9 protein-coding genes are annotated in these 14,024 nt (G+C 73.6%); 8 read left to right on the top strand and 1 reads right to left on the bottom strand.

Features of this window, described 5'->3' with window-relative positions:
• Positions 1–122: 122 nt before the first annotated feature.
• The 3 genes from ACIPN7_RS06255 to ACIPN7_RS06265 all read left to right on the top strand — a co-directional run bounded on the left by ACIPN7_RS06255 (position 123) and on the right by ACIPN7_RS06265 (position 7,128).
• Positions 123–2,996 (top strand): M4 family metallopeptidase, encoded by a 2,874-nt coding sequence (locus ACIPN7_RS06255; protein WP_400539049.1) that lies wholly within the window; start codon positions 123–125, stop codon positions 2,994–2,996.
• A 73-nt stretch (positions 2,997–3,069) separates the two neighbouring features.
• On the top strand, positions 3,070–4,758 hold the full coding sequence (locus ACIPN7_RS06260) for an FAD-dependent oxidoreductase (RefSeq protein ID WP_400539051.1): 1,689 nt from the start codon (positions 3,070–3,072) through the stop codon (positions 4,756–4,758).
• A 72-nt stretch (positions 4,759–4,830) separates the two neighbouring features.
• Positions 4,831–7,128, top strand: coding sequence for a collagen binding domain-containing protein (locus tag ACIPN7_RS06265; protein WP_400539053.1), 2,298 nt, complete (start codon positions 4,831–4,833; stop codon positions 7,126–7,128).
• A gap of 18 nt (positions 7,129–7,146) precedes the next feature.
• Here ACIPN7_RS06265 and ACIPN7_RS06270 read toward each other — a convergent pair whose 3' ends face one another.
• Entirely contained in the window at positions 7,147–7,884 is a 738-nt protein-coding gene (locus ACIPN7_RS06270; RefSeq protein ID WP_400539055.1) for a FadR/GntR family transcriptional regulator, read from the bottom strand.
• 50 nt (positions 7,885–7,934) lie between these two features.
• Here ACIPN7_RS06270 and ACIPN7_RS06275 point away from each other — a divergent pair, with 50 nt between their 5' ends.
• The 5 genes from ACIPN7_RS06275 (at position 7,935) to ACIPN7_RS06295 (ending at position 14,023) form a co-directional block, all read left to right on the top strand.
• Positions 7,935–9,137 carry a mandelate racemase/muconate lactonizing enzyme family protein gene (locus ACIPN7_RS06275; RefSeq protein ID WP_400539057.1) on the top strand — a complete coding sequence of 401 codons (1,203 nt, stop codon included), beginning with the start codon at positions 7,935–7,937 and terminating at the stop codon, positions 9,135–9,137.
• 40 nt (positions 9,138–9,177) lie between these two features.
• The gene (locus ACIPN7_RS06280; protein ID WP_400539059.1) at positions 9,178–10,191 is read left to right on the top strand and encodes a hydroxyacid dehydrogenase; all 1,014 of its coding nucleotides are present in this window, start codon (positions 9,178–9,180) and stop codon (positions 10,189–10,191) included.
• Positions 10,184–11,182, top strand: coding sequence for an aldo/keto reductase (locus ACIPN7_RS06285; RefSeq protein ID WP_400539061.1), 999 nt, complete (start codon positions 10,184–10,186; stop codon positions 11,180–11,182). The genes ACIPN7_RS06280 and ACIPN7_RS06285 overlap by 8 nt, the downstream gene beginning before the upstream one ends.
• Positions 11,179–12,648, top strand: coding sequence for a hypothetical protein (locus tag ACIPN7_RS06290; protein WP_400539063.1), 1,470 nt, complete (start codon positions 11,179–11,181; stop codon positions 12,646–12,648). Before ACIPN7_RS06285 ends, ACIPN7_RS06290 begins: the two co-directional genes overlap by 4 nt.
• Before the next feature lie 97 nt (positions 12,649–12,745).
• Positions 12,746–14,023 (top strand): ABC transporter substrate-binding protein, encoded by a 1,278-nt coding sequence (locus ACIPN7_RS06295; protein ID WP_400539065.1) that lies wholly within the window; start codon positions 12,746–12,748, stop codon positions 14,021–14,023.
• Position 14,024 lies beyond the last annotated feature (1 nt).

Consider the following 14,024-nt stretch of genomic DNA (forward strand, 5'->3'; position numbering starts at 1 on the left):
CAGGTGCGCAATCTTCTCCTTGTCCGGCATGTCGGGCGTCAGCACAGTTGTCACGTCCGACGGGCGCGAGGGTGCGACCGGTACCAGATCAGTCCGGCCCGAGAGGGTCGTAGGAGAAGCCCATGCGTATCCAGAGACCCAACCGTGCGGTCGCCGTGCTGGCGGCGGCCGCCCTGCTCGGGGCCGCGGTCCCCGCCGCCCACGCCGCACCGGCCGCCCCGGCGCCCGAGACGGACACGCCCGCCCTGGTCGAGGGGCTCGACGAGCCCGTCGACGCCGCCCTCGCCCCGGCCGCCGCCGCGCGGACCCACCTCGAGGGCCACCGGTCGCGCTACGGCATCGCCGACGCCGACGCCACCCTGGTCACCGCCGACGTGCAGCGCGCCGGCACCCGCGAGACCGTCCGGCTGGACCAGCGGTACAAGAAGCTGCCCGTGCTGGGCGGCCAGTACGTGGTCCGCATGGAGAAGCAGGGCGGCGAGCGGACCGTCACCGGAACGTCGGGCTCCTACTTCACCGAGCTCGACGTCGACACGACGGCGCAGACCCTGCCCGCGGCCACGGCCGTCGAGCGGGCCGTCGAGGGGATCGGCAAGAGCCTGACCGGCGGCGCGGCCGTCGTGGCGGGCGGGGTGCGGCCCGGCACGGCGCCGTCGGCGACGACGCCGGACCTCACCGGCACCGACCAGGGCCTCGCCGTCGTCCCGTCGGGGACCGGCATCCTGGCCCGGCACGTGCTGGTGCGCGGTACCGCGCCGGTCACGGGCGAGCCCGTGCTCACCGACGTGTACGTCGACGCCGCCTCGGGCGCCGTGCTGCTCAGCTCGAGCCGCCTGCGCACGCTGGCCGCGCCGCAGCAGGTGGCGGCCCTGCGGGCCGACCAGGAGGCGGCCGACGCGCCCGCGACCGACGGCACCGAGCCGCCGCCGTCCGGCAACGGCGTGACGCCGGTGACCGGCACGGGGACCAAGGCCGACGGCACCACCGTCGACGTCGGGCTGCAGCGGGTGGACGCCACGGGCACCTACCTGACGGCGGACGTGACCCACACGCTGGCCGACGGCCGGACGGTCCCGATCACCACCTGGGACGCGACGCACAACGACTACTACGACACCGCGGGCATGTGGCCCGAGGGCATCGCGCCCTTCGCGTCGCCGTCGAGCACGCTGGGCACCGACCTGACGGATCTCGGCGCGGTCGACGCGCACTGGGCGGCGGCCCAGGTGTTCGAGTACTACAAGGTGGAGCACGGTCGCGACAGCCTGGACGACGCCGGGATGGCGCTCGACTCCTTCGTGGGCATCACCTACGGGGGCAACCCGTTCGTGAACGCGTTCTGGGACGGCACCAAGATGGTCTACGGGACCGGCGACTCGGAGTACAAGTCGCTCGCCGCCGACCTCGACGTCGTCGGCCACGAGATGACGCACGGCGTGGTGGAGCACACCGCGGGCTTCCTCTACAGCGGCCAGCAGGGCGCGCTGAACGAGGCGATCGCCGACTACTTCGGCAACGCGATCGACGTCGACGTGTCGGGGATCCCGATGAGCGACCCGGAGGCGAGCCTCCTGGGCGGCGACCTGTGCCGCACCACGGCCCCGGTCGACTGCGCCCTGCGGGACCTCGACGACGGCATGACGACGGCGGACTTCAACCACCTCATCGACACGGACGCGCGCTTCGACTACGGCGGCGTGCACCTGAACTCGACCATCGTCTCCGGCGCGCTGTGGGACGTCCGCGAGGCGCTGGGCGGCGAGCTGGCCGACAAGATCGTCTACCGGGCGCTGACCGAGTACCTCACGCCGCTGTCCGACTTCGTGGACGGCCGGGAGGCCGTGGTCGCCGCCGCGCGGTCGTACGGCCTCAAGGGCAAGCAGCTGGGGGTCGTCGAGCGGGCGTTCGACTCGCGCGGCGTCACCGAGGCCTGGGAGAAGAACCTGCCGGGCAAGGGCACGTCGCTGCTCCTCGACCGGCTGGACACCGGGCTGTACACCGACATGCAGCCGTCGACGGGCGGCGACTGGTGGGCCGTGGCGCGGTCGAGCGCCGACGGCACGGAGCCGACGTCGATCTGGGTGGGCCGCACCGACGGCCGGGGCGAGCCCCGGCGGGTCTCCGCGGCTGACGGGCGGATCAACAGCTTCGCCCAGACCGACGGCAAGCGGGTCGTGTGGCTGTCCATGGCGGCCGACTACACGGACTTCCGGATCATGTCCGCGTCGCTGACCGGCGGACGGGCCACGACCCTGTACACCACGGCGGGCCGCGTGACCGGGCTCGGCATGGACGGCGACGTCGTCTCCTGGTCGGAGTGGGACGCCGAGACCTGGATCGACGAGGTGCACTACCTCACGGGCCGGTCGAGCACGGTCCGCACCGTGGAGCACGACTGGGTGGGCCCGGCGACCGCGCCGACCGTCAAGGCCGGCCGCATCGCCTACGTGCGCTACGAGGTGTTCCAGCACGACGACGGGAGCTGGGACTGGGCGCTCGGCGTCGAGGTGTTCGACACCCGCACCGGCCGGACCACCCTGGCCGGCCTGGACAACGGCGCCGAGACCGTCAGCTACCCCGCGCTCACCACCAAGGGCGCCTACTGGGTGACGGACCGCGACCCCGGCTACACGGAGGCGGGCGCGTGGAACAACTCGGTGCGGGCGTACTCGTTCCGCACGGGACAGGGCGAGATCCTGTTCGACGAGACCTCGTCCACGGCCAAGCGCGCGTGGGTGCTGACGGCGTCCGACACGACGCTGACGGTGACCGAGGACGCCCCGAAGGAGGCGTGGCAGTCGGCCACGCTGCCGTCGGACGCGCTCATGCCGCGCCTGAAGCAGTACACGCTGGACGGCCGCTACGTGGGCGACGCCTCGTGCAGCCCGGGCGCGCAGATGTTCGCCGAGGCGGGCGAGGGCCGCACCGTGGTCTTCAAGTCCACGGCGACGTCGGTGACCGGCCTGGCGGTCGCGTCGGGCGCGAAGCGTTGCTGACCTGACGGGCTGACCTGAGGGGCGCTGACCGGCCCGGCCTCCGCCGGGCCGGTCAGCGTCTACGCTGGGCGCCATGGACGACAGGCCAGTCATCCTGCTGGCGGGCGGCGACCACGCCGACGTCGTCGAGCAGGAGTTCCGCGCCCGGTATGACCGCGACTACCGGATCGAGCTGACCTACGGTCTGGTCGCGTGCCTGGACCGGGCGCGTGCGCTCGTCGGCGAGGGCGAGCAGATCGCGATGGTCGCCGCCGAGCACCACCTGACCGACGGCACCGCGATCGAGCTGTTGCACCAGCTCCCCTCCGTCGTCGCCACCGCGCGGCGCGTGTCGCTGGTCCCGTTCGAGTACTTCAACGACAGCCTGGACGAGCTGCGGGACGCGATGACGCGCCGCGACCTCGACACGTACGTCATCCTCCCGCGCGGCCCCCGCGACGAGGAGTTCCACACCGCGCTGATCGAGCTGCTCTCCGAGTGGGGCTGGTCGGTGGGCCGGCCCGTCGTGACGGTGACGGACCTGGTGGCCGAGCCCGGCGACCGGAACGCGGCGGCCATCCGGGACCTCCTGGAGCGCCTCGGCTTCCCGTACCGTTCCCTCGCGCCGGACGACGACGAGGCCGAGGCGATCCTCGAGGCCGCCGGCCCGGGCGCCGAGCTGCCCGTGGTCAGCACGTTCCGGGGCCAGGCGCTGTCCGCGGCCACCCCGGCGGCCGTCACCGAGGCGATCTACGGCGGCTTCGACTCGATCCCCGACGGCGTCATCGCCGACGTCGCGATCGTCGGCGCCGGCCCCGCGGGCCTGGCCACGGCCGTCTACGCGGCGTCTGAGGGGCTGGCCACGGTCGTGCTCGAACGGGACGCGATCGGTGGCCAGGCGGGGTCGAGCTCGATGATCCGCAACTACCTCGGGTTCCCGCGCGGCATCTCGGGCATGCGGCTCGCGCAGCGGTCCCGCATCCAGGCCAGCCGGTTCGGCGCGCGTTTCTTCACGGGGCGCCCCGCGGCCCGGATCGAGCCGGGGCCGCCGAACGAGCCCGAGCACCAGCACGTGCACGTCCGCGGCGCGCAGCTCTGCGCCCGGACCGTGGTGCTCGCGACCGGGGTGAGCTACCGGCGGCTGGGCGTGCCCGCGGTCGAGGACCTCGTGGGCGCGGGCGTGTACTACGGCGCGGCCACGTCGATGGCGCGCGAGATGCAGGACCGCGACGTCTACGTGGTCGGGGGCGGCAACTCCGCGGGCCAGGCCGCCGTCCACCTCGCCAAGTTCGCGGGCGGGGTGACCATCCTGGTGCGCCGCGCGAGCCTCGCCGAGACCATGTCGGACTACCTGGTGCGCGAGATCGAGGCGACGCCGACCATCCAGGTGCGCACGCGCACCGTCGTGGCCGACGGCGGCGGGGAGGCCTGGCTGCAGTGGCTGCGGCTGGAGGACCTGGACACGGGCGAGTCGACCAAGACCTCGGCCGACGGGCTGTTCTGCCTCCTGGGCGCCGAGCCGGACTGCGCGTGGCTGCCCGAGGGCGTGGCGCTCGACGAGCGCGGGTTCGTGCTGACCGGCCGGGACGTGCCGCGCGAGGCCTGGGTCGACGGCCAGCCGCCGGCGAGCCTGGAGACGACGGTGCCCGGCGTCTTCGCGGTCGGCGACGTGCGCGCCGGGTCCATGAAGCGGGTCGCCTCGGCGAGCGGGGAGGGCGCCTCGGTGCTCCCGCTCGTGCACGCACACCTGGCGCGGCTGCGCGCCCGGGAGTTCGGGGCCTGATTCCTCCCGGAACCCGATGCGTGCGCATCGCTCCTCGCGCGCTGAGACCGGTTGTCTCATAATGTGTCGAGCGTGAAGCGCACTGCAGGGGGCTTGGGCGCACTCGCGACAGCGGTTCTGGTCGCGATCGGCGCAGTCATTCCGACGATGTCGGCGTCGGCGGAGACCACCGCCGGATGGGCCGGCTGGGATCCGTTGACCGGCTCGGCCGGCGACTGGTCCACCAGCGTGCAGCTGCCTGCCGGCGGCTTCCCGGCGGCCACGGTGACCTCGAACTCGCGCGGCGGCGTCGGCGTGATCTCCGGGGCGTCCTCGTGGCTGAGCCAGGCCACGCCGCCGGGCGCGGTCTACGGGTCGAGCCGCGACCAGGAGTACCTCAACCTGCGCCCGCAGGCGGACCGGCCCACGTCGCCGTCGACCACCACCTACACCTTCGAGCGTCCGACGCCGGCGAGCGGCTGGGCGTTCGTGCTCGGCGACATCGACGCGGACCGCGCGGTCGTGACCGCGCTCGGCGCCGACGGCCGGCAGCTCGCGGGCGCGGAGCTCGGCTTCCAGGGCGGCTTCAACTACTGCACGGTCGCGGGGTCGCCGTCCTGCACGGGAGACCCGGCGGACGTGCCGGCCTGGGACCCGGCCACCGGCGAGCTGATCGGCAACGCCGCCGCGAACGACACGTCGGGCGCCGCCGGCTGGTTCCAGCCCACGACGCCGATCAAGACCCTGACCGTCCAGTTCTTCCAGCGCAGCGGCTTCCCCGTCTACCAGACGTGGTTCGCCTCCCTGGCGCGCGACATCTCCGGCACCGTCAACCACGTCGACGGGTCCGGCGCCCCACAGGGCGTCCTGCCTGGCGCCACCCTGACGCTCTTCGGCCCGGACGGCGCGGAGCTCGCCACGACGACGTCGGACGAGAGCGGCCAGTACTCCTTTCCCGGCTACACCGCCGCGTCGGGCTACAGCGTGGAGCTGACCGTTCTGCCGGAGGCGGACGACGAGCACCCGTTCGGGCTCGTCCCGTACGGCGAGCGGCAGGTCACGGAGATCGACCTCTCCGACGACGACGCGACCGGCGTCGACTTCGCTGCGCGAGACATCGTGCCCGTCGCCGTCAGCGGCGCGGTCCTGACCGACGACGGCACGCCCGTGCCCGGTGCGACGGTCACCCTCACGCCGGTCGGCGGCGGTGCGCCGTTCACTGCCGTGACCGGCTCGACGGGCGAGTACCTGATCGACGACGTCGGGTGGGACGCCGAGAACGACCAGCCGCAGGACTACACGTTCTCGGTGAGCGACCTGCCCGAGGGGTACGTCGTCGGTACCGTGCCGGACGACATCACGGTCGAGGTCGGCCAGGAGGAGGCCAGCACCGGCAACGACTTCGTCGTCCGCGCGCCGGCGTCGGTCGCGGGCACCGTGACCGTGGGCGGCGAGCCCGTCGCGGGGGTCGTCGTCACGCGGGAGGGACCGGACGGGACGGTCAGCACGACGACGGGCGCCGACGGCACCTACCTCTTCGAGGGCGTGCCGGCTGGCGACCACACGGTGAGCGTCACCGTGCCCGACGGGTACCGGGCCGACGGCCCGGACACCCGGGACGTCGCGGTCGGCGCGGACGACGTGACCGACGTCGACTTCGGCCTGTCCCACCCCGGGGCGGTCGGCGGCACCGTGACCGACGACGCGGGGGAGCCCGTGGCCGGCGCGACCGTCACGGTGACCGGCCCGGACGGCCCGGTCACGCTGGTCACGGACGACGTGGGCGGGTACTTCGTGGGCGACCTGCCGCCGGGCGACTACACCATCACGCTCACCGTGCCGGACGGTTACACCGCCGACGTCACCGAGCGGTCCGTCACCGTGACCAGCGCCGGCGAGGAGCTGCTCCAGGAGGACTTCGCGCTGGTCGACGAGTCCGTGGAGCCGCAGGAGCTGCCGGTCGGCGGCACGGTCACCCATGCCGAGGGCGCGCCCGTGCCGGACACCACGGTGACGGTGACCGACGCCGACGGCGCACGGGCCGGCACCGCGACCACGGACGACGACGGGGCCTGGGGCACCGAGCTGCCGCCGGGGTCGTACACCGCCGTCGTGCACCCCGGGGACGGGTACGTGGCGGACGGCGAGGACAGCATCGCCTTCGAGGTCGTGGACGAGGAGGTCACCGGGCTCGACTTCGTGCTGACGAACGCGACGCAGGCGCCGAGCCCGGCACCCGGCACCGACCCGTCGGCCGACCCGGACCCGGACCCGGCCGAGCCGGGCGACCTGGCCGCGACCGGCGCGACCGTCGGCTCGGTGGCACTGGCCGCCGGGGTGCTGGTGGCCGTGGGCGTCGCGATGGTCCGGGGGTCACGCCGCCGGAGCTGAGCGAGGGCGGGACCGGGGTCAGTCCGTGGGGCGGCGGCGGGCCCAGCTGCCCGTGATGTGCTCGTGCATCGCGGCCGACGCCGCCTCGCCGTCGCCCTTCAGCAGCGCGTCCAGGATGTGCGTGTGCTGCTCGTGCGTCAGCTCGATGTCCTCGCGCGTGGGGTGCCCGCTGTACTGCGGCGTGTGCAGGGCCTTGCCCTGGATGTTCGACACGATCGCCCGGCCGAACGCGTCCTGCGAGGCGCGGTGGATCAGCTCGTGGAACTCGACGTCGGCCGCCGCGTAGGCGGTCGGGTCGTCCATCAGGCCCGCGAGCTCCTCGGCCTTGGCCGTCAGCGCCGCGCGCTGCGCGGCGTCCAGCCGGCTCGCCGCCCGCGCCGCCATGGCGCACTCCAGGGTGGCGCGCACATCGACGAGGTTGTCCAGGTAGACCAGCCGGTCCTCGCGCTGGAAGAGCGCGTCGAGGACCATCGGGTCCAGGAGGTTCCACTGCTCCTGGTCGAGCACCACGGTGCCCCAGCCCTGGCGCGTGGCGACGAGCCCCTTCTCGGCCAGGGTGGTGGTCGCCTCGCGGATCACCGTGCGGCTGACCTCGTACTGCTCGCACAGGACGCCGGCCGGCGGCAGGGCGGAGCCCGGTGCGTAGTCGCCGACGACGATCGCCGTGGCCAGGCTCTTGACGACAGCCGCGGCGAGCGGGGGCCGGTGCCGTTGGGGGCGGGGTACGGCTGCGCCGGCCGCGGGTGTCGAGTTCACCAGAGAGAGCGTAGTCGAGTGTTGTACTATCGTCACTCGTATCATAAGTTATGAATGACATGCTGGCGCAGGGTCGCGAGCGTGCTGTCTCGACGACGATGTGGAGCACGATGCGAATCACCGGGTACCGGAGCCTGACCACGATCCATCGCTGGGGTCGTCCCGTGGGCGACGTCAACGGCGTGGTGGCCAGTGGCGTGACCGAGGTGCCGATCGTGCTGGTCGAGACCGACGGCGGGCTGACCGGCGTCGGCCTCGGCGCGCACGCCGACATCGAGCGGGTGTTCCCCGCCCTGGACGGGCAGGACCCGCGGGCCGTCACCGCGCTGTACGACCGGATGCTCGCGTTCGTGTTCAAGTCCGGGCACCACGGCGGCACCTTCGGCACCATCGGCGCGCTCGACATGGCCCTGTGGGACCTCAAGGCGAAGATGGCCGGCGAGCCGCTGTGGCAGACGCTCGGCGCGAGCGACCGGTTCGTGCCGGGCTACGCCTCGGGCCTGGAGTACGCGCTCGACGACGACGAGCTGGTCGGCCTCTACGAGCGGTGGGCCGAACGCGGCTACACCGGCGCGAAGGTCAAGGGCGGCCTGGACATCAACCGCGACGTGAAGCGACTGGCGGCCGTGCGCGACGTGCTGCGCGTCAACAGCGACCAGCCCGCGATCATGTACGACGTGAACGAGTCGTGGGGCCGGCACCAGGCGGTCCGGCTCGCCCGCCGGGTCGAGGAGCAGGTCGACCTCACCTGGATCGAGGAGCCCGTGCGGCGCTGGGACGTCGCCGGGCACCGCGCCGTCGTGTCCGGCGTGCAGGCCGCCGTGGCGACCGGGGAGAACCTCACGGGCCTGGAGCAGTACCGCCAGCTCCTCGACGCCGACGCCGTGGGCGTGGTGCAGGCCGGGAGCGTCTGGGGCATCACCCACTTCCTGCGGGTCTCCGTGCTGGCCCTGGGCCGCGACCTGCCCGTGAGCCCGGTCGCGTACGACACCAACCCGGTGGCGCACGCGGCGGCGGCCGTGCCCAACCACCTCGTCACCGAGGTGCAGGATCTCGAGGCCCCGGTCGGGCTCGCCGTGGACCAGGAGTTCACCGACGGCGGGATACTTCTCGGCAGGTCGCCCGGTCTGGGCATCGAGGTGGACGAGGCGCTCATCGCCGCGCAGCGCGAGTCGGGGGCGTGGTCCACCCCCGCCGGGCCGCACGTCCGCCCCGCCGACGCCGGCCTGCGGCTCGCCCCGCGCCGGCCGTGACCCACCGGCCCCGCCCCATCCACCGGCCCAGCACAGAGAGATGACCACCATGCCCCAGCGCCCCCGCGCCGTCCTGGCGTTCGGGCCCCCGTCCCTCGTAGGCCAGGTCTTCACGCCCGGCGCCCTCGACCGGATCGCCGCGGTGCTCGACGTCGACGTCGCCCACGTGGTGACCGAGACCGGGTCCGCCCCTGCCCGCCGGGCGCTCGCCGACGCCGAGGTGCTGGTCGCGGGCTGGGGCGCGCCGCGGATCGGCGTCGACGACGCCCCGCGGCTGCGCGCCGTGCTCTACGCCGGGGGCGTGGCGAGCACCTGCCTCGACGATCCCGCGGCCCACGCCGCGCGCGGGGTGGTCGCCGCGAACGCCCGGACCGTCAACGCCCTGCCCGTCGCCGAGTACACGCTCGCCACCATCCTGCTGGCCAACAAGCGCACGCGGGCCGCCGAGCGGGAGTACCGCGCCACCCGGCGGCTGCCCGACCGGGAGCACGAGCCCGCGAACCTCGGCAACTACCGCCGGACCGTCGGCATCGTGGGCGCGTCCCAGGTGGGCCGCCGCGTCATCGAGCTGCTGCGCCCGTTCGACCTGGACGTCGTGGTGTACAGCCCCGAGCTGGACCCGGGGAGCGCCGCCCCGCTCGGTGCGCGCTACGGCACCCTGGAGGAGGTCGCGGCGCAGAGCGATGTGCTGTCGCTCCACCAGCCGGTGCTCCCCGAGACGATCGGCCAGATCGACGCCCGGATCCTGGCGCTGCTGCCCGACGGCGCGACGCTCGTCAACACCGCGCGCGGCGCCGTGGTCGACGAGGCGGCACTGGTCGCGGAGCTGCGCACCGGCCGCATCGACGCCGTGCTCGACGTCACCGAGCAGGAGCCGCCGCCGTCCGACAGCGAGCTGTGGGACCTGCCGAACGTCGTGCTCACCCCGCACGTGGCCGGGTCGGCGGGCGGCGAGCTGCACCGCATCGGCGACCTGGTGGCGGCCGAGGCCGAGCGGTACGCCGCCGGACTGCCGTTCGCCCACCCCGACGACCTGGGAGCACCGCATGCGTGAGCACATCCTGCGCACCGGCACCCTCCTGACCGAGCTCGGCTTCGGCGCCGCGCAGCTCGGCAACCTCTACCGCGAGACGACCGACCAGGAGGCGCGCGACGCCGTCGACGCCGCCTGGGACGCCGGGATCCGCTACTTCGACACCGCGCCGCACTACGGGCTCGGCCTGTCCGAGCGGCGGCTGGGCGCGGCGCTCGCGGGCCGCCCGCGCGGCGAGTTCGTCGTCTCCACCAAGGTGGGGCGGGCCCTGGTGCCGACGCCGGAGCGCGCGCACCTGTCCGACGACGGCGGGTTCGCCGTCCCCGCGGCCCACCGGCGCGAGTGGGACTTCTCGCGGGACGGCGTGCTGCGGTCCCTGGAGGGCAGCCTCGGCCGGCTCGGCCTCGACCGCGTCGACGTGGTCTACCTGCACGACCCTGACGCGCACTGGGACCAGGCGTCCACGAGCGGCGTCCAGGCCCTCGTGGAGCTGCGCGACCAGGGCGTCGTCTCGGCGATCGGCGCCGGGATGAACCAGTCGGCGATGCTCGCCCGGTTCGTCCGCGAGACCGACGTCGACGTCGTCATGTGCGCCGGGCGGTTCACCCTCGTGGACGCCGCCGCCGTCGAGGACCTGCTGCCCGCCGCCGTCGAGCGCGGGGTGTCCGTGGTCGCGGCCGCCGTCTACAACTCGGGGCTGCTCGCGAACCCGCGCCCCCGGCCCGGCGCGCGGTTCGACTACGCGGAGGCGCCCGGAGACCTGGTCGCCCGGGTGCACCGCATCGCCGACGTCGCGCAGCCGTACGGCGTCACGGTCCCCGACCTCGCGGCCCGGTTCGCGCTGCGGCACCCCGCCGTGGCCTCGGTGGTCATGGGCATGCGGACCGCCGAGCACGTCACGACGTCGGCCGGACGGATCGCGCGCGACGTGCCCGCCGAGCTCTGGGCCGAGCTCGACCGCCTCGGCCTGGTGCCGCACCTCTCATCACCCACAGGACGGAGCACGTCATGACCACCCATCACGCCACCGGACCCGCGACGTCGCCGAAGGTGACCACGCTCGCCCGCTGGATGCGCACCTGGGTGGGTGCGGAGGGCCAGATCAGGGGCTTCCACAACCACAGCGTGTGGGGCACCAACCCCGCCACGTTCATCGACTTCACCAGCGGGCACCAGGCGTTCTCCGCCCCCGCGACGGCGGCGTTCGCCGAGGCGCTGGCCCGGCACCCCGACGACCGCGGGCTGGACCTGTGGCGCCGGTTGATGCTGTTCCAGGCCCGCACCGTCCAGGACGACGGCCAGTTCAAGCACATCGGCTTCCAGGTGGGGGAGTCGGCCACGGCCGGCCTGATCCACAATATGGCGGGCTGCATCGGGCTGCTGGAGGGGCTGCGGCACGCCGGGCACCTGCTGGACCCCGCGGAGGTCGCGGAGGTGCTGGCCGCGGTCGCGGCGAACCTGGAGGCGTGCCGCGCGTACGGCGGCGGGCGGCCGACGCCCGAGGGCACCGTCAACCAGGAGTATGCGCGGGTCTGGGCCAAGCTCCGGTACACGGAGCTGTCCGGCGACGACCGGTACGCGGACGAGCTGGAGGACGACCTCGACACCCTCGTGCGGCTGAGCACGGCCCCGGGCGTGCCCGACGAGGAGAGCGCCGGGGCCTACCGGCAGCCGACCGAGCGGGCCGGCGGCGGCATCCTGGAGCCGGCCGAGTACTACGGGCTGATGATGGTGCCGCTCGTGCTCGGCGCACGCCGGTTCGGGCGCCGCGACCTGCTCGACGAGGCGGTCCGGCTGGCCCTGCACGTCGCGCGCTCGGCCTGGGTGGACGAGCGGGGCTGCACCCGCTTCCACCGCTACTGGTACGTGAACGGCGAGACCGTGCTGCGCACCACGTCGCCCATGCTCGTCGCGGGCATGGGGCTGAGCCTGTACGGCATCGACGAGATCCTGGCCGAGGTGAGCCACCCCGAGCTCGGCCGGTTCGTCGACGCGTGCCTCGCCACCTACGCGCGCTACCAGACCCCGGCGGGGTACTTCGTGTCGGCCACGGGCTGGCACAACGAGGCCGACGTCGCGCCCAGCACGGCGTGGCACGCCCACGACCTCATGTTCCTGGTGCGGCACGTGAGCACGCTCGACTCGTTCTGGGCCGAGGTGTTCACGGACCCCGACCGGCAGTCCGTGCTGCTCTCCGACCGCGCGTACTGGGTCGAGGACGGCGTGCACTGGGCCGTGCTCAGCCCCGAGACGGCCGGCGACCTCAGCCTCTACGGCCGCAAGGACCGCGACACCTTCGGGCGCTCGTACTTCGCCTGGACCGACAAGGAGCCGCTGCCGCGGGAGCTGGAGTTCCCCGGGGCGCCGCACTTCTTCGTGGCCGACGACGGTATCTACCGCCTCGACGACTCGACCCGGGAGACCGACGTGTCGGTGCTCGGCGAGCTGCCGTACCGGGGGCACCTGCGCGACGCGTAGCGCACCCTTGCACCGGACTTTGAACATGTAGTATGTATGACAACTAGCCGTAGCCCGCGACCGGGCCCGGCTCGGACCCCAAGGTAGGGAGACAAAGATGTCAACTACGTTCCAGCGCCGAGCGCGCGGAGCCGTGGTGCTCGGTATGGCCCCGGTCCTCGCGCTCGCGGCCTGCGGCTCGGAGGGCGGCAGCGGCGACGCGGCCGACGACGGCTCCGTGCGCATGCTCGTGAACATCACGGACAACCTGACCCAGGCCAAGTGGGAGGAGCTCGTCAAGCCCTTCGAGGACGAGACCGGGATCGACGTCAAGATCGAGGGGCCCAGCGGCCAGTCGGTCGCCGAGTCGTTCCCCGCGCTCCTCGCGGCGGGCACCGCCCCCGACGTCATCGAGTCGATCGTGCCGGGGCCCGACACCGCCCCGGAGGTGCTCGACCTGACGGAGTACGACTGGGCGTCCGGCACCCCGATGGCCGACCTGTACTCGACGGACGGCACGATCAACGTCGTCGGCGTCGGCATGCAGGCGCAGTCGCTGATGTACTACAACGCCGACCTCTTCAAGGAGGCGGGCATCACCGAGCCGCCCACCACCTGGGACGAGCTGGACGACGCGCTCGCCGCCCTCGACGAGCAGGGCGTGGCCACCCCCATCGCCTTCGCCTCGGACTGGGCCACCGGTGTGCAGGTCCAGGAGATCTGGCACCCCCAGCAGAACGTCACCACGCCGGGCTGGCAGCAGAGCGTCGCGGACGGCTCGTCCACGCTCGGCGACCAGTTCCAGCCGGTGTTCGAGCACGTCACCGACTGGATCGACGCGGGCTACACGACCGCCGACGACGTGGCGACCGACACCGGTACGCAGGAGGCCAACTTCATCGCGGGCGACGTGGGCGTCTACCCGATGGGCTCCTGGTTCAGCACCACGCTCGCGGCGTCCCCGCCGGAGTTCGAGGTGGGCGTGTTCGCCCCGCCGGTCGACGACGCCGCCGACGCCCCCGGGCCGATGGGCGCCACCCTGGCCTTCCCGTACATGGTGTGGAAGGGCACGGCGAACACGGACGGCGCCACGGCGCTGGTCGAGTACCTGACCACCGACGAGGCCGCCATCGCCGCCCAGGCGGAGATGGACAGCTTCAGCCGCGAGGGCCTGGCGCCCAGCAGCAACGAGTACGCGGGGATGGTGCAGGAGCTGTCCGACGCCGCGCCGTCGTACGTGGTGCCCGGCAACCAGACCGTCGGCGACTACGCGCTGCCGGTCGCGGGGTTCAACCCGAAGTTCACCGAGCTCGTCCAGGGACTGTGGCAGGGTCGCGCGCCGGCCGACGTCGCCGGCGACCTGACGGCCTGGTACGAGGCGGAGAAGCTCGGCTGAC

Source organism: Promicromonospora sp. NPDC090134 (genome assembly GCF_044746965.1).
Lineage (GTDB): Bacteria > Actinomycetota > Actinomycetes > Actinomycetales > Cellulomonadaceae > Promicromonospora.